General features: G+C 72.3%; 20 protein-coding genes and 1 pseudogene. 16 read left to right on the forward strand and 5 right to left on the reverse strand.

What is annotated here, in order from left to right; translation table 11 throughout:
- The first annotated feature begins 164 nt into the window (after positions 1–164).
- The gene (locus ACN6LB_RS10605; RefSeq protein WP_445025586.1) at positions 165–2,642 is read left to right on the forward strand and encodes a SpoIIE family protein phosphatase; all 2,478 of its coding nucleotides are present in this window, start codon (positions 165–167) and stop codon (positions 2,640–2,642) included.
- Positions 2,643–2,820: 178 nt separating this feature from the next.
- On the forward strand, positions 2,821–3,546 hold the full coding sequence (locus ACN6LB_RS10610) for a class I SAM-dependent methyltransferase (protein ID WP_445025587.1): 726 nt from the start codon (positions 2,821–2,823) through the stop codon (positions 3,544–3,546).
- Positions 3,547–3,561: 15 nt separating this feature from the next.
- On the opposite strand, the gene ACN6LB_RS10615 is transcribed toward ACN6LB_RS10610, so the two are convergent.
- Positions 3,562–4,215 carry a CBS domain-containing protein gene (locus ACN6LB_RS10615; RefSeq protein WP_445025626.1) on the reverse strand — a complete coding sequence of 218 codons (654 nt, stop codon included), beginning with the start codon at positions 4,213–4,215 and terminating at the stop codon, positions 3,562–3,564.
- A 35-nt stretch (positions 4,216–4,250) separates the two neighbouring features.
- Complete coding sequence (locus ACN6LB_RS10620; RefSeq protein ID WP_445025588.1) at positions 4,251–4,715, reverse strand: Crp/Fnr family transcriptional regulator; 465 nt, start codon at positions 4,713–4,715, stop codon at positions 4,251–4,253.
- Between the two features lie 233 nt (positions 4,716–4,948).
- Here ACN6LB_RS10620 and ACN6LB_RS10625 point away from each other — a divergent pair, with 233 nt between their 5' ends.
- Positions 4,949–5,983, forward strand: coding sequence for a zinc-dependent alcohol dehydrogenase (locus ACN6LB_RS10625; RefSeq protein ID WP_445025589.1), 1,035 nt, complete (start codon positions 4,949–4,951; stop codon positions 5,981–5,983).
- Positions 5,984–6,027: 44 nt separating this feature from the next.
- Here ACN6LB_RS10625 and ppk2 read toward each other — a convergent pair whose 3' ends face one another.
- A complete protein-coding gene (gene ppk2, locus ACN6LB_RS10630) occupies positions 6,028–6,831 on the reverse strand; it encodes a polyphosphate kinase 2 (protein WP_356137894.1) in 804 nt (267 codons plus the stop codon).
- A gap of 47 nt (positions 6,832–6,878) precedes the next feature.
- Here ppk2 and ACN6LB_RS10635 point away from each other — a divergent pair, with 47 nt between their 5' ends.
- From ACN6LB_RS10635 to ACN6LB_RS10675, 9 genes are all read left to right on the forward strand, one after another.
- Positions 6,879–9,260, forward strand: coding sequence for a phosphoketolase family protein (locus ACN6LB_RS10635; RefSeq protein ID WP_445025590.1), 2,382 nt, complete (start codon positions 6,879–6,881; stop codon positions 9,258–9,260).
- Between the two features lie 112 nt (positions 9,261–9,372).
- Positions 9,373–10,206, forward strand: a complete 834-nt coding sequence (locus ACN6LB_RS10640) for a M55 family metallopeptidase (RefSeq protein WP_445025591.1) — start codon at positions 9,373–9,375, stop codon at positions 10,204–10,206.
- Positions 10,199–11,503 carry a M20/M25/M40 family metallo-hydrolase gene (locus tag ACN6LB_RS10645; RefSeq protein ID WP_445025592.1) on the forward strand — a complete coding sequence of 435 codons (1,305 nt, stop codon included), beginning with the start codon at positions 10,199–10,201 and terminating at the stop codon, positions 11,501–11,503. The genes ACN6LB_RS10640 and ACN6LB_RS10645 overlap by 8 nt, the downstream gene beginning before the upstream one ends.
- 15 nt (positions 11,504–11,518) lie before the next feature.
- On the forward strand, positions 11,519–13,492 hold the full coding sequence (locus ACN6LB_RS10650) for a prolyl oligopeptidase family serine peptidase (protein WP_445025593.1): 1,974 nt from the start codon (positions 11,519–11,521) through the stop codon (positions 13,490–13,492).
- A gap of 61 nt (positions 13,493–13,553) precedes the next feature.
- The gene (locus tag ACN6LB_RS10655) at positions 13,554–14,483 is read left to right on the forward strand and encodes a S66 peptidase family protein (RefSeq protein WP_445025594.1); all 930 of its coding nucleotides are present in this window, start codon (positions 13,554–13,556) and stop codon (positions 14,481–14,483) included.
- A gap of 160 nt (positions 14,484–14,643) precedes the next feature.
- Positions 14,644–16,419, forward strand: a complete 1,776-nt coding sequence (locus ACN6LB_RS10660; RefSeq protein WP_445025595.1) for a CocE/NonD family hydrolase — start codon at positions 14,644–14,646, stop codon at positions 16,417–16,419.
- A 63-nt stretch (positions 16,420–16,482) separates the two neighbouring features.
- The gene (locus ACN6LB_RS10665) at positions 16,483–16,731 is read left to right on the forward strand and encodes a LapA family protein (RefSeq protein ID WP_356137908.1); all 249 of its coding nucleotides are present in this window, start codon (positions 16,483–16,485) and stop codon (positions 16,729–16,731) included.
- A 72-nt stretch (positions 16,732–16,803) separates the two neighbouring features.
- Positions 16,804–17,352, forward strand: a complete 549-nt coding sequence (locus ACN6LB_RS10670) for a GNAT family N-acetyltransferase (RefSeq protein ID WP_445025596.1) — start codon at positions 16,804–16,806, stop codon at positions 17,350–17,352.
- Positions 17,353–17,462: 110 nt separating this feature from the next.
- On the forward strand, positions 17,463–19,439 hold the full coding sequence (locus tag ACN6LB_RS10675) for a DUF5107 domain-containing protein (RefSeq protein ID WP_445025597.1): 1,977 nt from the start codon (positions 17,463–17,465) through the stop codon (positions 19,437–19,439).
- Between the two features lie 8 nt (positions 19,440–19,447).
- Here the strand turns inward: ACN6LB_RS10675 and ACN6LB_RS10680 are convergent, their stop codons facing one another.
- Positions 19,448–19,795, reverse strand: coding sequence for a VOC family protein (locus ACN6LB_RS10680; RefSeq protein ID WP_356137914.1), 348 nt, complete (start codon positions 19,793–19,795; stop codon positions 19,448–19,450).
- Positions 19,796–19,951: 156 nt separating this feature from the next.
- On the opposite strand from ACN6LB_RS10680, the gene ACN6LB_RS10685 reads away from it, so the two are divergent.
- Complete coding sequence (locus ACN6LB_RS10685) at positions 19,952–20,500, forward strand: phage holin family protein (protein ID WP_445025598.1); 549 nt, start codon at positions 19,952–19,954, stop codon at positions 20,498–20,500.
- Between the two features lie 27 nt (positions 20,501–20,527).
- Positions 20,528–21,521: pseudogene (locus ACN6LB_RS10690) on the forward strand (SDR family oxidoreductase).
- Positions 21,522–21,577: 56 nt separating this feature from the next.
- Here the strand turns inward: ACN6LB_RS10690 and ACN6LB_RS10695 are convergent.
- On the reverse strand, positions 21,578–22,543 hold the full coding sequence (locus ACN6LB_RS10695; protein ID WP_445025627.1) for an LLM class F420-dependent oxidoreductase: 966 nt from the start codon (positions 22,541–22,543) through the stop codon (positions 21,578–21,580).
- Between the two features lie 192 nt (positions 22,544–22,735).
- On the opposite strand from ACN6LB_RS10695, the gene ACN6LB_RS10700 reads away from it, so the two are divergent.
- Together ACN6LB_RS10700 and ACN6LB_RS10705 are read left to right on the forward strand one after the other, a co-directional pair.
- On the forward strand, positions 22,736–24,181 hold the full coding sequence (locus tag ACN6LB_RS10700; protein WP_445025599.1) for an NAD(P)/FAD-dependent oxidoreductase: 1,446 nt from the start codon (positions 22,736–22,738) through the stop codon (positions 24,179–24,181).
- Positions 24,178–26,025: a transketolase gene (locus ACN6LB_RS10705; RefSeq protein ID WP_445025600.1), complete on the forward strand. Its 1,848-nt coding sequence runs from the start codon at positions 24,178–24,180 to the stop codon at positions 26,023–26,025. The genes ACN6LB_RS10700 and ACN6LB_RS10705 overlap by 4 nt, the downstream gene beginning before the upstream one ends.
- Positions 26,026–26,063 lie beyond the last annotated feature (38 nt).

Genomic DNA, 26,063 nt, shown 5'->3' on the forward strand with positions numbered 1-26,063 from the left:
CGGCGGGTCGCGGCGGGTCCCGGCGGCCGACCGCCGGACGGCGCGCGCCGGAGGCTACCGGGGAGTCCAATTCCCGTATTGCCACACATCGCAACCGGCCACCGCCGTACGGTAGTGGGGGGCGGCACGGATCTTCAGCAGCCGTGGGAGAAAGGGTCTGGGCCATGGAGCGTCATACCGACCGTGGCACCGAAACCGGCGCACCTCCTGACCGGACGGCCGGGAGCGGTGCGGCGGAGCACGCTGCCTCCGGACGGATCCGCCTGGCCGTGGTCGTCGTGGACCGCGAAGGACTCGTGTCGCACTGGAGCACCGGCGCCCGGCGTCTGTTCGGCGCGTCCAGGCAGGACGCGGTGGGCCGCCCGGCCGTCGACCTGCTCCCCGTCTCCGGAGCGCTCCCCGACGACGAGGACCTGACGCCCTACGGGTCGTACGCGGCGTACGACGGACTCGGCCCCGACCTGGAGTCCTCCCTCGACGGACGCCTCTCGTACCCGGCGGCGGGCCGCGCCCGGCTCACGGTGGACGGGCCGGACCGCGTGGACGTCCTGTGGTGGGCGTACCCGCTGGTGGGCCCGGGACAGGAGCGGCTGCTGGTGCTGGCCGCCGACGCGGAAGCGCTGCGCCACGAGGGCGACGCCTCCGACCACCTGGCCGTCGAGCGCATCGCGCCCGGTTTCGCCCTGCACACCGACTTCCCCGGCGCACCGGAGCTGGCCCGCAGGCTCCCCGAGATCCTGCCCAGCATGAGCGTCGGCGAGAGCGCCCGCATCGTCGCGCAGGTCCTCGAACTGGGCTATCCCATACTGGAGTTCAGCCAGAACGACCGGGTGCCGGTGACCCCCGACTGGGGCGTGCCCCGGCGCGCCGAGCGCAAGGCCCGCCGCGAGCGGGCGGCCCGCGCGGTGGCCGCCGGAGCGCCCCTGCCCGTGACCGCGGAGGAGGACGAGCGCGAGGACCTGGAGTACGTCGCCGTACGCGAGCGACTGGAGTTCCTGAACGAGGTCAGCGGGCGCATCGGCACCTCGCTCGACCTGTCGCGGACCATCGTCGAGGTCAGCCGGGCCGTCGTGCCCCGGTTCACCGACGTCGCGGGCACCTACCTGCGCGAACAGGTCGTCGCCGGTGAGGGGTTCCCCGACGGCGTGCCCGACACGACCACCATGTGGCACCGGGTCGCTCTGGAGCACACCGACGAACCCGGCCGCTGGGACGACGTCGTGCCGGTGGGCGAGGCCATGCCCTTCCCGGCGCACACGCCGTTCTTCCAGTGCATGACCACCGGCGAGCCCGTCCTCGTGCCGCGCATCAGCGAGCAGATGGGGCACATGATCGCCGCGCAGTTCGAGAAGCGCGACATCCGCCCGCTCATCACGGGCCGCTCCATGCTGGTCGTCCCGCTGAAGGCCCGCAACGTGGTGCTCGGCTTCATGATCCTGCTGCGTCACCCGGAGCGCGTCGAGTTCAACGACATGGACCGTGCCACCGGCGCCGAACTCGCCGCCCGCGCAGGGCTCGTGCTCGACAACGCCCGCATGTACACGTACCAGGAGAACGTCGCCGAGACCCTCCAGGACAGCATGCTGCCGCACATCGCCCCGCGCATGGCCGGCTGCGACATCGCCACCCGCTATCTGCCCGGTACGCTGCTGGGGCGGGTCGGCGGCGACTGGTTCGACTCCGTCAAGCTGCCCGGTTCGCGCACCGCCCTGGTCGTCGGCGACGTCATGGGCCACGGCCTGAACTCCGCGGCGATGATGGGCCAGTTGCGCACCGCCGTCCAGACCATGGCGGCGCTCGACCTGCCGCCCGCACAGCTCCTGCGCAACCTCGACGACCTCGCCCAGCGGCTCGGCGAGCACTACCTCGCGACCTGCCTGTACGCGGTCTACGACCCGATCGCAGGCGAGCTCCACCTCGCCAACGCGGGCCACATCCCTCCCGTGCTGGTCCGCGCCGAGGACGGCCGCAGCGATCTGCTCGACCTGCCGACCGGCGCGCCCATCGGGGTCGGAGGCGTGCCCTTCGAGGCCGTACGGATCCCGGTGGCGCCCGGCGACCGCCTGGTGATGTGCACCGACGGCCTGGTCGAGGTACGCGGCGAGGACATCGGCGTCGGCCTCGCCACGCTCTGCGAGTCCGCCGCCCATCCGGCCGCCTCCATGGACGCCGCCTGCGACACCATCATCCGCACCCTGGGCACCCGCGGCGGCCGCAAGGACGACGTGGCCCTGCTGATGGCCCGGCTCAACGGCATCGAGCCCGAGGACGTGGCCGAGTGGCGGTTCGCGCTCGACCCGGCCGAGGCCGGCCGGGCCCGCGCCGTCGTCCGCGAACAGCTCCACGAGTGGCGCCTGAACGCCGTGGCCGACCACGCGGTGCTGATGGCCGACGAGCTCGTCACCAACGCGGTACGGCATACGCACAACCGCCAGGTCGAACTGCGCCTGGTGCGCGGCGACACCCTGCTGTGCGAGGTGGCGGACGGCGACCACACGCTGCCGACCCTGCTCAGCGCCGGGCCCACCGACGAGTTCGGGCGCGGCCTGCGGGTGGTGAGCACCCTCGCCCGCGAGTGGGGAGCCAGCCGGACGACCGCGGGCAAGACCGTGTGGTTCGAACTGAGCCTGCCCCGACGCTGAGACCCCGCGACGCCCGGGGCAAAGGGGGCGATCGGGGTTCGGGGGGCGCACCACGGCGTACGGGTATCGAATGAGCCGTGAAGGAATGCGCGTCCCGCTTGTCGCCTCACCCCCGGCGCGGTAGACCGATCTGGCCTGCCACGACCGGCGGGCCGCCGGCACAACCTGGGGAGCGGGCATGAGCGTGACGAGTCGGTACAGGGAGGCCTGGGAGGGCTTCTGGCGCGAGGCTTCCGAGGAGCCGGGGGCGGTCTTCTGGGACGCGGAGCCCGCGCTGACCGTCGGCGTCCATCTCCCCCTGTTCGAACGGCACTTGGCGGCTCCCGGGCTGCCCCTCGTGGACCTCGGCTGCGGCAACGGAACCCAGACACGCTTCCTCGCCGACCGGTTCCCGCACGTCGTCGGCGCCGACCTCTCGGCCGCGGCGCTCGACCATGCCCGCCGCGCCGACCGGGCGGGGCAGGCCCGTTACCGGCTGTTCGACGGGTCCGAGAAGAACGACGCCGAGACGCTGCACGCCGAACTCGGCGACGCCAACGTCTATATGCGCGGAGTGCTCCACCAGTGCGAACCGGACGACCGGCAGCCGCTGGTGAACAGCCTGGCGGCCCTGGTGGGGGAGCGCGGCCGGGCCTTCGTCGTCGAACTGGCCGAAGCCGCAGGGGCCGTCCTCAGGGGCCTGGCACAGAGCCCCGAAGGCCCGCCGGCGAAGCTCGCGCCCGTCTTCCGGCACGGCATCGCACCCGGCGAGGTGAGCGACGCCGCGATCCCCGACTACCTTCGCACCACGGGCCTCACGATCCTCGCGAGCGGCGAACTCCCGCTGATCACCACCGAGTTCACGGCCGACGGCAGGCGCATCGAGCTTCCCTCGAAGTGGCTGGTGGCGGGGCGTACGGCATAGGACGCCGCGGTTCGGTCAGCCGTGCGGGCCCTTCCTGAGGTCGAACTGCACGTCCACGACTCCCTCGACGGCCCGCACCAGGCGTGCGGCCACGGCGGCCAGGGAGGTGTCGGGGGTGTGGCCGACAAGGGTGACCACGCCCTCGCACACCTCGGCCCGGACGTTCGACGCGGGCGCCGGGAAGACGTACGCCACGACTTCCCGGCCGACCTCCTCGGCGATCTCGTCATCGTCGCGCAGGAACACCTTGAGGAGATCGCCGCGGCTGACCACGCCCTGCAGCATGCCCAGCTTGTCGACGACGGGGAGCCTTTTGACCTTGGCGTGCGCCATGGTGTGCGCGGCCTGCGCGAGGGTGGCGTCCGCGTGGACGGTGAGGGCCGGGGAGGTCATCAGTTCCCCGGCGGTCAGCGCCCCGGCCTTGGCGAGATCGGCGAGGCGTTTGAGCTGGACGGCCCGGTCCGGGTCGCTGTCCCGGAACTCCTCCTTGGGCAGCAGGTCGGCCTCCGACACGACACCGACGACCCGGCCCTCGCCCTCCAGGACGGGCAGGGCGCTGACCTTCCAGTCCTGCATGACCCGGACGATCTCCTTGAAGGCCGCCCCTCGGCCGATGGCGGCGACCGTCGAGGTCATCACGTCGCTCACGATGCGCGGGCCGCCGTGCACGGGGGCTTCTCGGCCGGCCCGGTCCCCGGCCGTCGTCATCGGGGGTCACCGCTTCCGTACGGGGCGTACAGGTCCAGCAGCCTGGTCCGCGCCGACCGCAGCCGGTGCGCGAGGACGTCGCCCACCCACTGGGTCACCAGCATGCCCAGCGACGGGTCCGCCCGGCACAGCGTGCGTACCGCGGCGGCGTCGAACTCGTAGGCGCGCATCGGGCTCGTCGTCTCGGCGCCCAGATGCCAGATGTGCGGGGCGAACAGCCAGGACCAGCCGAGGAGTTCGTTGTGTCCGAGCGTCTCGATGACGGCCGCACGGCACCCGGGGACATGCATGTCGAGGGCCACGGTGCCGGTGCGGATGATCCAGAACCGGTCGGCGAGCCGACCCTCCTCGAAGAGGCGCGCCCCCTTGGGGAACGACACCTCCTGGGCGAGCTGCATCAGCCGGTCCCGGTCCTCGGCCGGCAGTACACGCAGCATGGTGGAACTTGGCGAAGTGTTCATCACGGCCCTCTTCACTCGTACGGACGCACTCGTACGGCCTGCCACTTCCAGGGTGTGCCCGACGCCCGCCGGATGCCAGGGGCCGCCCGGCCCGGGGCGGGGACCCGGACGGCACCCGGCCCTTGCGGTCGAATCCAAGGCCGATCGGTCCCCCGGCAGGACCAGTGACCCCTGCCGGACCACCCCCACTGCGCCGAGTCTGGAACCGGACGCGAACAGAGGAGAGGCAGATCATGAAGGCAGCGGTCGTACGAGTGTTCGGTGAGCCTCTGGTCATCGAGGAGCGCCCCGACCCGGAGCCCGGTCCCGGTCAGGTCCGTGTGCGGCTGGAGGCCTCCGGGTTGTGCCACACCGACATCCACGCCGCGCACGGCGACTGGCCGGTCAGGCCGAGCCTGCCGTTGGTCCCCGGCCACGAGGGTGTCGGCCTTGTCGAGAAGCTCGGTGAGGGGGTCACCCATCTGTCGGTCGGGCAGCGTGTGGCGGCGCCCTGGCTGGGCAGGGCCTGCGGGCGGTGCGAGCACTGTCTGTCCGGCTGGGAGACGCTGTGCGAGCAGCAGATCAACACCGGGTACGGCTGCGACGGCGGGTATGCCGAGAAGATGCTCGCCTGGGCCGACTTCGCCCAGCCGGTGCCGGAGGGTGTGGATCCGCGTGACGCGGCGCCTCTGACCTGCGCGGGTGTGACCACGTACAAGGCGCTGAAGGTCGCCGGTGTCCGGCCCGCCCAGCTCGTGGCCGTCTCCGGTATCGGCGGTCTCGGCCACCTCGCCGTGCAGTACGCGAAGATCGCCGGAGCCACCGTGGCGGCGATCGACGTCACCGACGAGAAGCTCGCCCTGGCCGCCGAGCTGGGTGCCGACCTGGTCATCGACGCCCGCAAGGAGGACGTGGGCGCCGTGCTCAAGCGGCACGGCGGTGCGCACGCCGCCCTCGCGCTCGCCGTGAACGAGTCCGCGTTCTCCGCCGTCCACTCCGGGCTGCGGCGCGGCGGGAAGCTCGTCATGGTCGCCCTGCCCGCGCACGGCACCGTCCAGGTCCCGATCTTCGACGCGGTGCTGGGCGGCACCAGCGTGATCGGCTCCATCGTCGGCACCCGGCAGGACCTCGCGGAGGTCTTCCAGCTGCACGCGGCGGGCCGCACCAGGGTTGTCCGCGAGTCGCGGCCGCTCGCCTCCGTCAACGAGTCGATCGACGAGGTGCTGCGCGGCGAGGTCAAGGCCCGCATCGTGTTCGACTTCGACACCGACTTCCACGAAGACAGGTGACGGGCCCGGAGCTGCCCGTCGCCGGTGGGTCAGAGGCTCGCGGGTCAGAGGCTCGCCGCGTGATCGGGGACGTAGGTCTGCAGATCGCGTGGCGGGCGCTGGTAGCCGGTCGACGGGGGCCGCTCCGGCAGCTTCAGGACCGGCGGCGGCACCTCGTGGTAGGGCACGGTGGAGAGCAGATGGGCGATCGTGTTCAGCCGGGCCCGGCGCTTGTCGTCGCTCTCCACGACGAACCACGGCGCCTCCGCGATGTCCGTGTGCACCAGCATCTCGTCCTTCGCCCGGGAGTACGCCTCCCAGCGGGTGATCGACTCCAGGTCCATCGGCGACAGCTTCCAGCGCCGCGTCGGGTCCTTCAGACGGCGCCCGAACCGCTCCTGCTGCTCGGCGTCGCTCACCGAGAACCAGTACTTGCGCAGCAGGATCCCGTCCTCCACGAGCATGCGCTCGAAGAGGGGGCATTGCCGGAGGAAGAGTTGGTACTCCTCCTTGGTGCAGAAGCCCATCACATGCTCGACCCCGGCCCGGTTGTACCAGCTGCGGTCGAACAGCACGATCTCACCGGCGGCGGGCAGGTGCTCGACGTACCGCTGGAAGTACCACTGGGTGCGCTCGCGCTCGGTGGGCCTGGGAAGCGCCGCGATGCGTGCGACGCGCGGGTTGAGATGTTCCGCGACCCGCTTGATCGTGCCGCCCTTGCCGGCCGCGTCCCGGCCCTCGAACACGACGACGAGCCGGGCGCCCTCGGCCCGCACCCACTCCTGCAGCTTCACCAACTCTGTCTGCAGGCGCAGCAGTTCCCGCTCGTACACCTTGCGCGGCACTGCCGCCGCCTTCTTGCCGGCCATGCCGTCCACTTCCGTTCGATGACCTACGCGGACTTACGGAGCCCTTCATGCCCAAGGTCGAACACCCGAACAGCACCGTACTGACCGACACGGAGCTGCGCACCTTGAACGCCCACTGGCGCGCAGCCAACTACCTTGCCGCGGGCCAGATCTACCTGCTCGCCAACCCTCTCCTGACGCAACCCCTGACGCCCGCGCACATCAAGCCCCGGCTGCTCGGCCACTGGGGCACGTCACCGGGCCTGAACCTCGTGCACACGCACCTCAACCGGGTGATCAAGGCCCGTGGCCTGGACGCACTGTGCGTGTGGGGACCGGGCCACGGCGGGCCGTCCGTGCTCGCCAACTCGTGGCTGGAGGGCAGTTACAGCGAGACCTACCCGGACGTGACCCGGGACGGGGCGGGCATGGAGCGGCTCTTCAGGCAGTTCTCGTTCCCCGGCGGGGTGCCCAGCCATGTCGCGCCGGAGACACCGGGCTCGATCCACGAGGGCGGTGAGCTCGGCTACTCGCTGGCGCACGCGTACGGTGCCGCCTTCGACAACCCTGACCTGCTGGTCGCGTGCGTGATCGGCGACGGCGAGGCGGAGACCGGGCCGCTGGCCGCCTCCTGGCACTCCAACAAGTTCCTCGACCCCGTCCACGACGGCGCCGTCCTGCCGATCCTGCACCTCAACGGCTACAAGATCGCCAATCCGACGGTGCTTTCCCGCCTCCCGGAGTCCGAACTCGACGCGCTCCTGCGCGGCTACGGCCACGAGCCGATCCACGTCACCGGTGACGACCCCATGGAGGTCCACCGTGCCATGGCCGCGGCCTTCGACGAGGCGCTGGACACGATCGCCCTGGCGCAGCGCGCGGCCCGCCGCGAGGGCGCGACCGAGCGCGTGCACTGGCCGGTCGTCGTGCTGCGGACACCGAAGGGCTGGACCGGGCCCGCCGAGGTCGACGGTGTCCCCGTCGAGGGCACCTGGCGCGCCCACCAGGTCCCCCTGGCCGGGGTGCGCGAAAACCCCGGGCATCTGCGGCAGTTGGAGGAGTGGCTGCGCTCGTACAGGCCGCAGGAGCTGTTCGACGCGGAGGGCCGGCCCACCGCCGACGTCCTCGCCTGCGTCCCCGAGGGCCGCCGACGGCTGGGCGCCACTCCGCACGCCAACGGCGGCCTGCTCGTACGTGACCTGCCGATCCCGTCACTCGACCGGTTCGCCGTCCCCGTCGACAAGCCGGGGGCGACCCTGCACGAGCCCACCCGGATCCTCGGCGACCTCCTTGAACAGGTCATGGAGGACACCGCGGCCCGCCGCGACTTCCGCCTCGTCGGGCCCGACGAGACCGCCTCCAACCGGCTGCAGGCCGTCTTCGACGCCAGTGGCAAGGCCTGGCAGGCCCAGCACCTCCCGGTCGACGAGCACCTGGACCGGCACGGCCGGGTCATGGAGATCCTCTCCGAACACACCTGCCAGGGCTGGCTGGAGGGCTATCTGCTGACCGGGCGGCACGGTCTGTTCTCCTGCTACGAGGCGTTCGTGCACATCGTCGACTCGATGGTCAACCAGCACATCAAGTGGCTTCGGACATCACGGGAGTTGGCGTGGCGCGCTCCGATCGCCTCGCTCAACTACCTGCTCACCTCGCACGTCTGGCGTCAGGACCACAACGGCTTCTCGCACCAGGACCCCGGCTTCGTCGACCACGTCCTCAACAAGAGCCCCGAGGTCGTCCGGGTCTATCTGCCGCCGGACGCCAACACCCTGCTGTCGGTGGCGGACCACGCGCTGCGCAGCCGCGACTACGTGAACGTGATCGTCGCCGGAAAGCAGCCGTGCTTCGACTGGCTTTCCATGGACCAGGCCCGCTCCCACTGCGCCCGCGGCGCCGGGATCTGGGAGTGGGCCGGCAGCGAGAACGGCGGGGAGCCGGACGTCGTGCTGGCCTGCGCCGGCGACGTGCCCACCCAGGAGGTGCTCGCCGCCTCCGACCTGCTCCGCCGCCATCTGCCCGAACTCGCCGTACGCGTGGTCAACGTCGTCGACATGACCCGGCTGCTGCCGCGCGAGGAACACCCGCACGGGATGAGCGACTTCGAGTACGACGGGCTGTTCACCACCGACAAGCCGGTGATCTTCGCTTACCACGGCTACCCGTGGCTGATCCACCGCCTCGCCTACCGCCGCACCGGACATCGCCACCTCCACGTCCGCGGCTACAAGGAGATGGGCACCACGACCACACCGTTCGACATGGTCGTCCGCAACGACCTGGACCGCTACCGGCTGGTCATGGACGTCATCGACCGCGTTCCCGGGCTGGCCGTCCGCGCCGCCGCCGTACGCCAGCGGATGGCCGACGCCCGCACCCGCCACCACGCCTGGATCCGCGAGCACGGCACCGACCTGCCCGAGGTCGCGGACTGGACCTGGAACGCCTGAGGATCCGCGTATACACGCAGTGGCCTGCCGACGGGTCGGGCGCGGGCACATCCACGGCGATTCGTCGCGCGGGGCGGCGTACGGCGCGGGTGAGCGCGTAACGTGATACGCCATGAAGATCCTCATCAGCGCCGACATGGAGGGCGCCACCGGTGTGACCTGGCCGGCCGACGTGCTGCCCGGCACGCCGCAGTGGGAGCGGTGCCGGGCGATGTTCACCTCGGACGTCAACGCCGCCGTGCTCGGCTTCTTCGACGGCGGGGCCGACGAGGTGCTGATCAACGAGGCGCACTGGACGATGCGGAACCTGCTGCTCGAGCAGCTGGACGAGCGGGCGGAGATGCTCACCGGGCGGCACAAGGCGCTGTCCATGGTGGAGGGCGTCCAGCACGGAGACGTGGACGGCATCGCGTTCGTCGGCTATCACACGGGCGCGGGCATGGAGGGCGTGCTCGCTCACACGTATCTCGCCAACTCCATCACCGGGGTGTGGGTCGACGACGTGCGGGCCAGCGAGGGACTGCTCAACTCGCATGTCGTCGCCGAGTACGGCGTGCCCGTCGTGCTGGTCACGGGCGACGACCTGGCGTGCGACGACGCGCTCGGATACGCGCCCGAGGCGCTGAAGGTCGCGGTCAAGGACCATGTGTCGCGGTACGCGGCGGTGTGCCGCACCCCGGCCAGGACCGCCGCCGAGATCCGGTCCGCCGCGAAGGCGGCCGCAGAGCTGGCGGTCCGTCATGAACCGGTGTGGGGCGGCCCGTTCACCGTGGCGCTGGAGTTCGACGCCGAGCATCTGTCGATGGCGGCCACCGTCGTGCCGGGCGTCCGGCGCGTCGGCGAGCGCAAGGTGGCGTACAGCAGCGGGACCATGTACGAGGGCATCCGCACCTTCAAGGCGGTCACCACGATCGTCTCGGCCGCGGTGGAGGAGCAGTATGGCTGACGGGCAGGCGCTGGACGAGGTCGTGACGTTCACCTCCGACCTCATCCGCATCGACACCACCAACCGGGGCGGCGGGGACTGCCAGGAGCGGCCCGCGGCCGAGTACGCGGCCTCGCGGCTGGCCGAGGCGGGCCTGCAGCCGACCCTCCTGGAACGCACCAGGGGCCGCACCAACGTCGTCGCGCGCATCGAGGGCACCGACCCCTCGGCGGACGCGCTGCTCGTCCACGGTCATCTGGACGTGGTGCCCGCCGAGGCGCGGGACTGGAGCGTGCACCCGTTCTCCGGGGAGATCCGCGACGGGGTCGTGTGGGGCCGGGGTGCGGTCGACATGAAGAACATGGACGCGATGATCCTCGCCGTCGTCCGGGCCTGGACGCGCGAAGGAGTACGCCCCCGGCGGGACATCGTCATCGCGTTCACCGCCGACGAGGAGGCGAGCGCCGAGGACGGGTCGGGCTTTCTCGCCGACCGGCACCCCGGACTGTTCGAGGGCTGCACCGAGGGCATCAGCGAATCGGGGGCGTTCACGTTCCACGACGGCGGCGGACGACAGCTCTACCCGATCGCGGCCGGCGAGCGCGGCACGGGCTGGCTGAAGCTCACCGCCCGCGGCCGTGCCGGACACGGCTCCAAGGTGAACCGGAGCAACGCGGTGGTGCGGCTGGCCGCCGCGATCGCCCGCATCGGCGCCCACGAGTGGCCGCTGCGGCTCACCCCGACCGTGCGCGCGGCCCTCACCGAACTCGCCGCGCTCTACGGCATCGACGCGGACCTCGACGACGTGGACGGCCTCCTGGCGAAGCTCGGCCCGGCAGCCTCGCTCGTCGAGGCGACCGTACGCAACAGCGCCAACCCGACCATGCTGAACGCCGGTTACAAGATCAATGTGATTCCCGGGGAAGCTGTCGCCCACGTGGACGGCCGATATCTGCCCGGCGGCGAGGACGAGTTCCGCACGACCCTTGACCGGCTCACCGGACCCGACGTGGAGTGGGAGTTCCACCATCGCGAGGTGGCCCTCCAGGCACCGGTGGACTCGGTGACGTACGCGCGAATGCGGGCCGCCGTCGAGGAGTTCGCGCCGGAGGGGCACGTGGTGCCGTACTGCATGTCGGGCGGTACGGACGCCAAGCAGTTCTCGCGCCTCGGCATCACCGGCTACGGGTTCGCGCCGCTGAAGCTGCCGGAGGGCTTCGACTACCAGGCCCTCTTCCACGGCGTCGACGAGCGGGTCCCGGTCGAGGCGCTGCACTTCGGCGTCCGCGTCCTCGACCGCTTTCTGCGCACGGCCTAGGGGAAGTTGGGGGAGATGACTGAGACGTTGCCCTACGGTGCGTGGCCCTCGCCCATCGACGCGGCACTCGCCGCCGCGCACGACGGCTACCCCGAGTTCGTCGGATTCGTCGGCGACGAGGTGTGGTGGAGCGAGCCGCGGCCCACGGAGGGCGGGCGGCGCACGCTCGTCAGACGCGCGGCCGACGGCACGCAGGAGTCGGTCCTGCCCGCCCCGTGGAACGTACGCAGCCGGGTCATCGAGTACGGCGGACGGCCCTGGGCCGGGATCATGCGAGCCGAAGGGCCGCTCGTGGTCTTCGTGAACTTCGCCGACCAGCGGCTCTACGCCTACGAGCCCGAGTCCGCGGCGGGACCCGCTTCCGGGCCGCGGCCGCTGACGCCGGTGTCCCCGGTGGGGGGCGGACTGCGCTGGGTGGACCCGCAGTTGCGTCCCGAGCGGGGCGAGGTCTGGTGCGTGCTGGAGGAGTTCACCGGGGATGCGCCGACCGACCTGCGACGGGTCCTCGCCGCCGTACCCCTGGACGGATCGGCCGCCCAGGAACGGGACGCGGTGCGCGAACTCTCCGACGGACGGCACCGGTTCGTCACCGGCCCCCGGCTGTCCCCCGACGGGCGGCGCGCGGCGTGGCTCGCCTGGGACCACCCGCGCATGCCGTGGGACGGTACGGAACTGGTCGTCGCGGACGTGACCCCGGACGGGAGCCTGCGCCGGCCGCGCACGGTGGCCGGCGGCCCCGACGAGTCGATTGCCCAGGCGGACTGGGGCGTGGACGGCTCGCTTTTGCACGTCAGCGACCGCACCGGCTGGTGGAACCTGTACCGCGACGACCAGCCGCTGTGTGCCCGCGACGAGGAGTTCGGCGGGCCGTTGTGGAAGATCGGGCACCGGTGGTTCGCGCCCCTGGACGACGGGCTGATCGCCGTCGTGCACGGCCGGGGCGCCACCGCGCTCGGCATACTCGACCCGGAGAGCGGCGAACTCGTCGACGCGGCGGGCCCCTGGACCGAGTTCGCCCCGACGCTCGCCGTGCACGGCAGCCGTGTCGTGGGCGTCGGAGCCAGCCCCCGCAGCGCCCACGAGGTCGTCGAACTGGACGCCCGCACCGGGCGCGCCCGGGTGATCGGCGCCGCGCACGACGACCCGGTGGACCCCGCGTACTACCCGGAACCGCAGATCCGCACCTTCACCGGGCCCGCAGGCCGCGAGATCCACGCGCACATCTACCCGCCGCACCACCCCACGCTGGTCGCCGCCGGCGACGAGCTGCCGCCGTACGTCATCTGGGCGCACGGCGGCCCGACCGGCCGGGCCCCGCTCGTCCTCGACCTGGAGATCGCCTACTTCACCTCGCGTGGCATCGGTGTCGCCGAGGTCAACTACGGCGGCTCGACCGGGTACGGGCGGGAGTACCGCAACCGGCTGCGCGAGCAGTGGGGTGTCGTCGACGTCGAGGACTGCGCGGCCGTCGCGCTCGCCCTCGCCGACGAGGGCACCGCCGACCGCGGGCGGCTCGCCGTCCGGGGCGGCAGCGCGGGCGGCTGGACCACTGCCGCCTCCCTCGCCGCCACCGACGTCTACGCCTGCGGCACGGTCCTCTACCCGATCCTCGACCTCGCCGGCTGGGGCACGGGGGAGACCCACGACTTCGAGTCCCAGTACCTGGAGACCCTGGTGGGCCCGCTCGCCGAGGTGCCGGGCCGGTACGCGGAGCGGTCGCCCGCCGAGCACGCCGACCGTGTCACCGCACCGTTCCTGCTGCTCCAGGGCCTCGACGACCCGATCTGCCCGCCCGTGCAGTGCGAGCGATTCCTCGCCAGGATGGCGGGGCGCGGCGTGCCGCACGCCTACCTGACCTTCGAGGGCGAGGGGCACGGCTTCCGCAGGGCGGAGACCATGGTGCGGGTCCTGGAGTCCGAACTCTCGCTGTACGCCCAGGCCTTCGGGCTGAACCCGCCCGGCATCCCGACGCTGGAGCTGGTCAAGTGACCGCGCCCCTCGGCACACTCGTCCAAGTAAGCGCATTTGCGCAGAGGTTGGAGCACACCCGGTGAAGCCCCTCGTCAGACCCGCCCGCCTCGCCCCCGGCGCCCGCGTGGCCGTCGTCGCGCCCAGTGGGCCCGTCCCCGAGGAGCGGCTGGAGGCCGGCCTCGATCTGCTGCGCGGCTGGGACCTCGACCCGGTGGTCGCGCCACACGTCCTGGACCGTCATGCCGCGTTCGACTACCTCGCAGGCCGGGACGCCGACCGTGCCGCCGACTTCCAGGCCGCCTGGTGCGACCCGGGCGTGGACGCCGTGCTGTGCGCCCGCGGCGGCTACGGCGTGCAGCGGATGGTCGACCTCCTCGACTGGGACGCGATCCGCGCGGCCGGCCCCAAGGTGCTCATCGGGTTCAGCGACATCACGGCGCTGCACGAGGCCTTCGCGACCCGCGTCGGACTGGTCACCCTGCACGGGCCGATGGCAGCCGGTATCGACTTCATCAAGAACGCGCGGACGCAGGACCACCTGCGGGCCACGCTCTTCGCACCCGAGACCGTACGCACGATCACGTCCGCCCGCCCCGGCACCGCGCTGGTGCCCGGCCGCGCGCACGGCGTCCTCCTCGGCGGCTGCCTCTGTCTGCTCGCCGCGGACCTGGGCACCCCGCACGCCCGGACCTCCGCGCGCGGCGGCCTGCTGTGCCTGGAGGACGTGGGCGAGGAGACCTACCGTCTGGACCGGTACCTCACCCAGCTCCTGCGGGCCGGATGGCTCGACGGGGTCGCCGGGATCGTGCTCGGCTCATGGGCGCAGTGTGACGCGTACGAGCAGGTGCGGGCGTTGCTCGCCGACCGGCTTGGCGGGCTCGGGGTGCCGGTCGTCGAGGAGTTCGGGTTCGGGCACTGCGAGGGCGGACTGACGATCCCGTTCGGTGTGGCGGCCGAACTGGACGCGGACGCCGGGACGTTGACGCTGGAGGAACCCGCGCTGCGGTGAGGGCCCGGGTCGGGATCCCGGGGTGCGGGTTTCGCTGAATCTTCGTCAAGAAACCTGCGGCAGGGTGATTGACCGCCGTCTGACACGTGTCACAGCATGACTACCGGTCGGTAATCGGGTTGTCCTCAGCGTGGAGGTCTCTGTGTCCCGTCGTTCTCGTGTGCGCAGATCCCGTACGTCACTCGCCCTCGCCCTCGGCGCCGCACTGGCGGCTCCCTGCGCGGTCGCCGCACCCGCGGCTGCGGCGCAGGGCGGTCAATACACCGTCACGGCACTGAAGTTCACCGTCGAGACGGGCGGGCGGACCTGCACGGTCGACGCCGACCTGTACCGGCCCGCAGGGCTGGACCGCGACCACACCGCGCCCGCGGTCCTCGCCACCAACGGCTTCGGCGGCAGCAAGTCGGACGGTTCGACGGACGCGATCGGCAAGGCGTTCGCGGCCCGCGGCTACGTCGGACTCGTCTACTCCGGCCTGGGATTCGGCAGGTCGGGCTGCCTGATCTCGCTCGACGACCCGCGCATCGACGGCGTGGCCGCCTCCCGGCTCGTCGACTTCCTCGCGGGCACCCGGGCCGCCGACGACGGCACCAGGGCCGACTTCGTCACCCGGGACGGCAAGGGCGACCCCCGGGTCGGCATGATCGGCGGCTCCTACGGCGGCGCCGTCCAACTGGCCACCGCCGCCGTGGACCACCGCGTCGACGCGCTCGTCCCGATGATCACCTGGAACAACCTGGCATACGCCCTCGACCCCAACAACGCCGCCGGCGCCGGACCCGTGCCCGGAGCCTTCAAGTGGCAGTGGACCAACGGCTTCTACCTGATCGGGGAGAGCCAGCCCATCACGGTGCCGGGCCTTGACCCCTCCCGCATCAACTCCCTCGACTGCCTGCACTTCATCAGCGACGCCTGCGCCACCATCCGCACCCTCAACTCCGGTGCCTATCCGGCCGAGCGGACCCGCCGACTGCTCGACTACGCGCACAGTGTGTCCCCGGTCTCCTACCTGCGCGGCGTACGCGCGCCCACCCTGCTGGTCCAGGGGCAGACCGACAGCCTCTTCAACCTCAACGAGGCGACGGAGACGTACCGGACGCTGAAAGCGCAGGGCACCACCACGAAGATGATCTGGCAGTCCTGGGGGCACAGCGGCGGACGCAACGACCCGGCGAGCGGCGAACTCAACCTGGCCCAGGGGAACTTGGAGACCAGCTACGTCGGACGGCGGATCCTCGACTGGTTCGACCGCTACCTGCACCACGACAAGCACATCCGCACGGGACCCGCCTTCGCGTACTACCGCGACTGGATCACCGACCCGAACAGCACCTACGCCACCGCCCGACAGGTGCCCGCGGCCGACCGGAAGCTCTACCTCTCCGGTGACGGCAAACTCGTCGACAACCGCGAGAAGGTCGCGCGCGGCGGCCGTGAGTACCACAACCTGCTGGTGCCCACGAGCCACTCGGAGAGCTCCCTCGCCGGACTGGTCGGACTGCCCGACCCGGCGCCGTACGACACCGAGGGCACCTACCTCGGATGGACGAGCGAGCCGCTGAAGGGGCCGCTCGACGTCGTGGGCGCGCCCAGGGTCAGCCTCAGGGTCCTCTCGCCGACGGCCGAGCGCGTACAGCACTCCGGCGACGCGGCGGACAAGCTGGTCCTCTTCGCCAAGCTGTACGACGTGGCGCCCGACGGCACGAAGACGCTGGTCCACCGGCTGGTGGCGCCGGTGCGGGTGCCGGACGTGACGAAGCGGTTCACCGTCACCCTGCCGGGGATCGTGCACCGGTACGAGACCGGGCACCGGCTCGACCTCGTCGTCGCGGCCAGCGACGACGCGTACTTCGGGAACAAGGGCGTGAAGCCGGTGACGATCACCAGCTCGCCCAAGGACACCGGCGTACTGGAGCTCCCGGTGGCCGGCGACTGAGGCGGATCACCCGCAGGAGCCTCCCACCGCGCGCACCGCGCACTTCGGGCTCATGCTGAGCGCATGAGCCCGAAGATCTCCGAAAACGCCGGTGCGAGCGGCGGCAAGGGCGCCGGCGGGCTGCTGACGCCCACCCGGGTCGCCGTCGCCGCGCTGGCCGTCCTCGCCCTGGTCTTCATCTTCGAGAACACCCGCAGCACCAAGATCCGGCTGCTGATCCCGGAAGTGACCATGCCCCTGTGGATGGCGCTGCTCGGCACGGCGGTCATCGGCGCGCTGTGCGGGGTGTACTTCGTGAGGCGACGACGCTGACGCAGGCGCAGGCGCAGGCGCAGGCGCAGGCGCGGGCGACGGCGTCGCCGCGGGCCCGCGTACTGTGGCCGGATGTCTGAGACCGACGCCCTTTACCTCGCCGAAGGCTCCCGCGTGGGCATACGCCTCTTCACCTACGAGGACGGCACCGAGTTCATCGCCCGGGCCCGGGAGAGCAAGGAACTGCACCAGCCCTGGCTGTTCCCGCCCACCAGCGGCCCCGGCTACGCCGCGTACGCGCAGCGGGTGATCGAGGACCGCACGCGGGCCGGGTTCCTGGTCTGCGAACGGGACGGCGGGGCCATCGCCGGGTTCATCAGCGTCAGCAACATCGTCGAGGGCGCCTTCCTGAACGGCACGCTGGGGTACGGCGCCTTCGCGCATGCCGCAGGGCGCGGGCTGATGAGCGAGGGGCTCGGCCTCGTCGTCCGGTACGCCTTCTCCGCGATGGGGCTGCACCGGCTGGAGATCAACGTGCAGCCGGGCAACGCCGCCTCCATCGCGCTCGCCCGGCGCTGCGGCTTCCGGCTGGAGGGATTCTCACCGGACTTCCTCCACATCGACGGCGCCTGGCGCGACCACGAACGGTGGGCCCTCACCGCCGACATGGTGCGCGCATGAGTCCGGCGGCCGGGCACCGGTGGCCCGGCGGCGACGTGGCCGCCTTTGCGCAATCCTGACCGGATCCTGACCGGGAGAGACCCTGGTCAGGTACTCCCGGACGAGGTTGCATGGTCGATGTGACGACGATCCGACGTGACGTACTGACCCTGCCCGCGGCGGAGTTGGGCCCTGCCAACCCCCTGCCGCCGCTGCGGCCCCTCGACGAGATGCACCGCATCGACGACCGGGACCGCGCGAGCCTGCCACGCGACATGGCCCGGCAGATCGGCTACGCGGCCCTGCACAGCGTCCTGCCCGAGCGCGTCAAGGACGGGTACGGGCGACGGCGCGAGCCGCGCGGGATCGACACGATCGTCATCGAGAACGACCGGCTGCGGGCGGTGGTGCTGCCCGGCCTCGGCGGCCGTGTCGCCTCCCTGCTGCACAAGCCCACCGGGCGTGAACTCCTCTACCGCAACCCGGTGTTCCAGCCCGCCTGCTTCGCGCTCAACGGCGCCTGGTTCTCCGGCGGCATCGAGTGGAACATCGGCGCCACGGGCCACACCACCCTGTCCTGCTCACCCGTGCACGCCGCCCGCGTTCCCGCCCCCGACGGCGGTGAGATGCTGCGCCTGTGGGAGTGGGAGCGGCTGCGCGACCTGCCCTTCCAGGTCGACCTGTGGCTGCCCGAAGGCTCCGACTTCCTTTACGTCGGCGTCCGCATCCGCAACCCGCACGAGAGGCCCGCGCCCACCTACTGGTGGTCCAACATCGCCGTGCCCGAGGAACGCCGGGTGCTCGCCCCCGCCGAAGAGGCCTGGCACTTCGGATACGAGCGTCAGCTGCGCCGGGTGCCCGTCCCCCGGTACGACGGCACCGACCGCACATACCCGCTGAACAGCACCTTCCCCGCCGACTACTTCTACGAGGTGCCCGACGGGCAGCGCCGCTGGATCGCCGCGCTCGACGACGCGGGCGACGGTCTCGTGCAGACGTCGACCGACGTGCTGCGCGGCCGCAAGCTGTTCGTCTGGGGCGCGGGACCCGGCGGACGCCGCTGGCAGGAGTGGCTCACCGAGCCCGGCACCGGCGGCTACTGCGAGATCCAGGCCGGGCTCGTGCGCACGCAGTTGGAGCACGTACGGCTCGACGCGGAGAGCGAGGTGTCCTGGCTGGAGGCGTACGGGCCGCTGAGCGCAGGCGCACCGGCCGTGCACGGGCCGGACTGGACGGCGGCGCGCGCGGAGGTCGAGGGACGGTTGCAGTCCGCGCTGCCCCGGGCCGCCGTCGAGGCCGCGTACGACGCGTGGAAGCCGTACGCGGACACCGAACCCGGCGAGACACTGGCCGTCGGCTCCGGCTGGGGCGCCCTCGAAGTGCTGCGCGCCGGCCACAAGCTGCCGGGCACCCCCTTCGAGGAGTCCACACTCGGCGAGGCGCAGGCGCCCTGGCTCGAACTGCTGCGCTCAGGCGACTTCCCCGAGCCGCGCCGGGTCGGGCCGCCCGGTGAGACCCTCGTCGCGACGCACTGGCGGGACATGCTGGAGACGGCGCCCGCCAAGCCGCTCACCGAGTACCACCTCGGCGTCGCCCAGTGGCACGCCGGAGACCTCGCGCAGGCCGTCCGCAGCTGGGAGCGCGCCCTCGAACTCGCCCCCTCCCTCTGGCCGTTGCTGCGCTGCCTGGCCGTCGCCGACCTGGAGGCCGGCAACAGGGAGCGGGCCGCCGAACGGTACGCCGACGCCTTCGACGACCTGTGCCAGGAGCGCCGCGACCACGGGGAGGTATGGACGGCGGCCACGGCCGCGCTCGGGCGCGAGGCCATGGCCGCGTTGCTCGCGGCACGGCGGGTGGGGGACGCGCGGGGCGTGTGGGAGCGGCTGCGGCCCGCCACGCGCTCGGGGGGGCGATTCAGGCTGATCGAGGCCGAGTTGCTTCTCGCGGAGGGCGACCGGGATGCCGCGCGGGCCGTCTTCGACGCGGGGTTCGAGGTGGCCGATCTCCGGGAGGGTGCGGAGGCGATCAGCGACCTGTGGGCACGGTTGACGCAGGAGCCGCTGCCGGGGCGGTACGACTTCCGGATGCGGCCGCAGCCTGGTGTCTAGCCCCTCTGTCAGGCCCCCCGGTCGACGTACTCGAACACACTGCCGTCCGGATGCATCGCGATGAGGTTGCGGCCCGCCGGGGTGGCGAGCGGGCCCGCCAGAATGCGGGCGCCCGAGTCGCCGAGGACCTGGTGGGCCTCGTCGACGTCCTTGACGGCGATGGTGGCGGCGACCTTGCGCAGGATCTCCAGCTCGGCCTCGGGCCCGCTCATCAGCAGGAAACAGCCGACCGCGGCCACCGAGACGCCACCGCGTTCGAAGCGCAGGGCGCGGCCGCCTGCCAGTCTCTCGTAGAAGGGCACCGAAGCCTCCAGGTCGTCGACGCAGATCCGCAGCGTGGCTCCCAGAATCTCCATGAGGACAAGCCTAGTTGGGGCCGGCCGACGACGAGATCGTTTCGGGCGGATCGCATGCCCGCGCCGTGCCCTGCCCACGAGTGACGGTGAACCCCGCCGGTCGGACACCGGCGGCACCCGGTGCGTAACGCGCAGTGCGGCGGGTACTCGGCCGACATGGACCGTTTGGATCATCTGGAACATCTTGACAAGGACCTCGTGGACGAGCTGGCACAGGTCGCACGCGAGGCCGTCCGCGACGAGCTGCGGGAACAGACCCGCAAGCAGCGCCGCACGGCCGCCCTGTACGCCGCGTCCGGTGCCCTCGCCCTGTACGCGGGCGCCGCCGTGGCGCTCACGGTCGGCCTGGCGCTCGCACTGGGGCTGCCCGGCTGGGCGTCCGCGCTGATCACCGCCGCGCTGCTGGCCGTCGCGGCCGCCGTGCTGCGCGCCGTGGCCCGGCCCGCCGAATCCCGGCACACGACGCCGGAACACGCGGCGGACCTGGAGGGCAACTCAGGGCGTGTCATCGGCGGCATGGCCCCCGGCTTCCCGCCCGGCGGCACGGGCGGGCCCTATCCGCCGGTGCCGCCCGTCGCCCCCGGCGGGGCCGGTGGAGCGACCGGGGCGCCGGGTGCGGGTGCGCCGTCGCCGGGTGCCGCGGGCGTGGGTGCACCGCGGCCCGACGACATCGACCCCGAGGCACCGCATCACCGGGCACGGTGAGCCGTGGGCAGGGGCCGCAGGGCCGTCGTGGTGACCGGGGCCAGCGGCGGCGTGGGACGGGCCACGGCCCTGGCCTTCGCCGCCCGCGGGGACCCGGGTCGCCCTGCTGGCCCGGGGCCGCGACGGCCTCGCCGCGGCGGCTGACGAGGTGCAGCGCGCCGGCGGCGAGGCACTCGTCGTCCCGGTCGACATCGCCGACCCCAAGGCCGTCGAGGACGCCGCCCAGCGGGTCGTCGACGGCTTCGGGCGCATCGACATCTGGGTGAACAACGCGTTCGCCGGGGTCTTCGCGCCCTTCACCGAGGTCACGCCGGACGAGTACCGCCGGGTCACCGAAGTCACGTACCTGGGCTACGTGTTCGGGACCCGCGCCGCGCTGCGGTACATGCTGCCCGCGAACCGTGGATCGATCGTGCAGGTCGGCTCCGCGCTCGCCTACCGCGGGATACCGCTCCAGTCCGCGTACTGCGGGGCCAAGCACGCCATCCAGGGCTTCAACGAATCGCTGCGGTGCGAGCTGCTGCACGAGGGCACGCGGGTGCGCACCACGATGGTGCAGCTGCCCGCCGTCAACACCCCTCAGTTCGACTGGGTGTTGAGCCGGATGCCCGGCCGGGCCCGGCCCGTGGCGCCGATCTACCAGCCGGAGCTCGCCGCGCGCGCGATCGTGCACGCCGCCGACCATCCGCGCCGGCGCGAGTACTGGGTGGGCGGCTCGACGGTGGCCACACTGATCGCCAACGCCGTCGCCCCCGGCGTCCTGGACCGGTATCTCGCGCGCACGGGCTTCGAGGCGCAGCGCGAGGAGGGCACCCACCCCGGCACCGGCAACCTGTGGGCGCCCGCCGACGGCCCGCACGGACGGGACTTCGGCGCCCACGGACGCTTCGACTCCCAGGCGCAGCCCGGCAGTTCGCAGGCGTGGCTGTCCCGCAACCGCAACCGGCTGGGCCGCGCCGTCGCCCTCGGCGCGGGCGCCCTGCTCACTTGGAGGCTACGGCGGCCGCAGGGCCGCCTGTAGCGACGTCCACGTGGAGCCATCCGCACCGGGTGGGACACCGCCGGGGCCGGCGGCCGTCAGCGGCTGCCCTGCTGGAGCTGCGGCAGCACCTTGGTGCGGTAGAAGTCGAAGAAGGCCCGCTGGTCGGGGCCTATCTGGTTGACGTACACGCGGTCGAAGCCCGCCTCGGCGAACGCCGAGAGCGCGGCCACATGCTCGTCCACGTCGTCGCCGCACACCGTGTTCTCGCTGACCATCTCCTCGGTGATCAGCGGCTCCAGCTGCTCGAAGTGGCGCGGGGACGGCAGGACCTGGCCCATCTCGCCGGGCAGCAGCTGGTTCGACCAGAGCCTGTGCACCGTACGGACGGCCTCGGCGCGGTCCTGTCCGTAGCAGACCTTCGTGCCGCCGCTCACCGGCTTGCCGCCGCCTCCGCCCTTGCGGAACTGCTCCACCATCGGTTCCTCGGGCATCATCGTGACGAAGCCGTCGCCGACGCGGGCCGCGAGCGAGGTCGCCTGCGGGCCGAAGCCGGAGATGTCGATCGGCACCGGTTCGTCGGGGACCGTGTAGAGGCGGGCGTTCTCCACCGTGTAGTGCGGGCCGTGGTGGTTGACCTCCTCGCCCGTGAAGAGGTTGCGCATCACCTGGATCGCTTCCTCCAGCATCTCCAGGCGAATGTGCAGGGGCGGCCAGGCGTCACCGAGGATGTGCTCGTTGAGCGCCTCTCCCGTGCCGACGCCGAGCCGGAAGCGGCCCTGCGTCATGACCGTGCTCGTCGCGGCCGCCTGTGCCACCACGGCCGGATGCATCCGTACGGTCGGGCAGGTGACCGCCGTTTCGATCGGCAGGGACACGGCTTCGGACAGCGCCCCGATCACCGACCAGACGAACGGGCTCTGGCCCTGCGCGTCGTTCCACGGGTGGTAGTGGTCGGAGATCCACAGCGACTGGAATCCGGCCTGTTCGGCCATTCGGGCCTGCTCGACGAGATCGGCGGGGCCGAATTCCTCGCACGACAGGAAGTAGCCGTACTCGGCCATGAAAGGCACCTCCATGACGGGGTGGATCGGGTCGGTTCATCGGCCGGGTAACCCCGCGGATGCCCACGAAACGCCGGGCCCGCCCGCGTTTGGGGGCCCTGACCAGGGGGACGCGGAAAGCCCCGTACGCGACCTCGGCGGCTCCTGGGAAGTGCGGACACGCCCCCGCAGCCGCCCCACCGGAGGCGAACCGTGAGTCGACCCCGCATCGTGATCGTCGGCGCAGGCTTCGCCGGGTACCGGACGGCCCGCACCCTGGCCCGACTGACCCGGCACAAGGCCGACATCACCCTGCTGAACCCGACCGACTACTTTCTGTACCTCCCCCTGCTGCCACAGGTCGCCGCCGGGGTACTGGAGCCGCGCCGCGTCTCCGTCTCGCTCCCCGGAACCCTGCCCCACGTGCGGCTGGTGCTCGGCGAGGCCGACGACTTCGACCTCGACGCGCGCACCGTGCACTACAGCGACCCCGAGGGCAGCAGCGGGACGCTGGCGTACGACCGACTCGTCCTTGCCGCAGGCAGCGTCAACAAGCTGCTGCCGATCCCCGGCGTCGCCGAGCACGCGCACGGCTTCCGCGGTCTGCCCGAGGCGTTGTACCTGCGCGACCACGTGACCCGGCAGGTAGAGCTCGCGGCCTCCTCGGACGACCCCAAGAGCCGCGCCGCGCGCTGCACCTTCGTGGTGGTCGGCGCCGGCTACACCGGCACCGAAGTCGCCGCGCACGGCCAGCTGTTCACCGACGCGCTGGTACGCAAGAGGCCCCTGCGCGAGGGCATACGGCCGCGCTGGCTGCTGCTCGACGTGGCCCCCCGCGTGCTGCCCGAACTGGACGAGCGGCTCTCGCGCACCGCCGACCGCGTGCTGCGACAGCGCGGAGTCGACGTGCGCACCGGGACCTCGGTGAAGGAGGCGACCTCCACCGGAGCCCTGCTCAGCGACGGGGAGTTCATCGACACCCGCACGCTCGTGTGGTGCGTCGGCGTACGGCCCGACCCGCTCGCAGCCTCCCTTGAGCTGCCGATGGAACGTGGCCGGCTGCTCGTCGACCCCTACCTCCAGGTCCCGGGGCGCGACGACCTGTTCGCCTGCGGGGACGCGGCCGCCGTACCGGATCTGGAGAAGCCCGGCCAGTACACGCCGATGACCGCGCAGCACGCCTGGCGGCAGGGCAGGACCGCGGGCCACAACGTCGCCGCCTCGCTGGGCATCCCGCTCTCAGGTCCGGCCGCAGGAATCGTCACCCGCGGCTACCACCTCGCCGCGATGCCCGGCAACCGCGTCCGCGTCGCAGCCGACTGGCTCCTGGACGCCGTACTCCCGCGCCAGGCCGTGCAGTTGGGCCTCGTCCGGTCCTGGTCGGTCCCCCTGGACACGGCCTCCCCGGAACTGGCCCGACAGCCGGGGCCCCCGCAGAAGCGCCCCGCTCCCGGCGAGCCCACGGCGACCACCACCGACGGCGACGCCGCGAAGGCCGGGGCCAAGGGGTCTGCGGCATCGGGTCCCGAGCGGCCTGCGGGCTCCGGTCCGGACGGGCTTGCGGAGCCCGGCCGGAACGTGGCATCCCGTCCGGGTGAGACCGGGCCCGCCAGGCCCGCCGCGCCGGGCCCCGACAGCTCTGCGGAAGGATCTTCATGAACACCCGTCAGATCCACGATTTGGCCCAGCAGTTGCGTGTGGACAGCGTGCGCGCGTCCGCCGCGGCGGGCTCCGGGCACCCCACCTCCTCGATGAGCGCCGCGGACCTGATGGCGGTCCTGCTCGCCCACCACCTCCGTTACGACTTCGATCGCCCCGCCCACCCCGGCAACGACCGCTTCGTCCTGTCCAAGGGGCATGCCTCGCCCCTGATGTACGCCGCGTACAAGGCGGCCGGGGCGCTCAGCGACAGCGAACTGCTGACCTTCCGCAAGCTCGGCAGCCGCCTCGAAGGCCACCCCACCCCGCAGCGGCTGCCATGGGTCGAGACGGCCACCGGCTCGCTGGGGCAGGGGCTGCCCGTCGGGGTCGGCATCGCGCTCGCCGGGAAGCGGCTCGACCGCACCGGATACCGCGTGTGGGTGCTGTGCGGGGACAGCGAGCTCGCCGAGGGCTCCGTCTGGGAGGCCGCCGAGCACGCCGGGTACGAGCACCTCGACAACCTCACGGCGATCGTCGACGTCAACCGGCTCGGCCAGCGCGGGCCCACCCGGCACGGCCACGACCTCGCCGCGTACGCCCGCCGCTTCCAGGCCTTCGACTGGCACACCGTCGAGGTCGACGGCCACGACATCGACGCCGTCGACAGGGCGTTCGCCGAAGCGAGGTCCACCAACGGGCAGCCGACCGTGATCCTCGCCCGCACCCTCAAGGGCAAGGGCGTCGAAGCCGTCCAGGACCGCGAGGGCATGCACGGCAAGCCGCTCAAGGACGCCGACGAGGCCATCGCCGAACTCGGCGGCAACCACGACCGGCGCGTCGAGGTCCAACAGCCGCCCGCCGCACGGATGTTGCACGCGGTGCGGGCCGGTCATCTCGAACTCCCGCGCTACGACACCGGAGACGAGGTCGCCACCCGCGACGCCTTCGGGCAGGCGCTCGCCGCGCTCGGCACCGCCCGCGGCGACATCGTCGCCCTGGACGGCGAGGTCGGCGACTCCACCCGCGCGGAGTTCTTCGCCAAGGAGCACCCCGACCGCTACTTCGAGTGCTACATCGCCGAGCAGCAGATGGTCGCCGCCGCGGTCGGCCTCGCGGCGCGCGGCTGGGTGCCGTACGCCTCGACGTTCGCCGCGTTCCTCACCCGCGCCCACGACTTCATCCGCATGGCCTCGATCAGCGGCGCCGGCATCAACCTCGTCGGCTCGCACGCGGGTGTCTCCATCGGCCAGGACGGACCCTCCCAGATGGGCCTGGAGGACCTGGCGATGTTCCGTGCGGTGCACGGTTCGACCGTGCTCTACCCGTGCGACGCCAACCAGACGGCGAAGCTCGTCGGCGCGATGGCCGGCTGCGAGGGCGTCCGCTATCTGCGCACCTCGCGCGGTGAGAGCCCCGTGATCTACAGCGCCACCGAGGAGTTCCCGGTCGGCGGCAGCAAGGTGCTGCGCGCCTCCGCCGAGGACCGGCTGACCCTCGTCGCGGCGGGCGTCACCGTCCACGAGGCGCTGGCCGCCGCGGACGCCCTCGACAGCGCGGGCATCAAGGCCCGGGTGATCGACCTGTACTCCGTCAAGCCCGTCGACCGCCGCACGCTGCGCGAGGCCGCGGAGCGCACCGGCTGCCTGGTCACCGTCGAGGACCACCGCGAGGAGGGTGGCCTCGGGGACGCCGTCCTCGACGCCTTCCTCGACGGGCGGCCCATGCCGCGCCTGGTGCGCCTCGCCGTCCGTACAATGCCGGGTTCCGCGAGCCCCGAGGAGCAGCTGCACGCCGCGGGCATCGACGCCGAGTCCATCGTCGCGGCGGCGCAACTGCTGGTGGAGCACGCGGTCGTGCGCTGAGCGCGTGGGCGCCCGGGGAAGGGCGCCGGGCCGGGGAC

It is taken from the genome of Streptomyces sp. SAS_270, assembly GCF_052543295.1.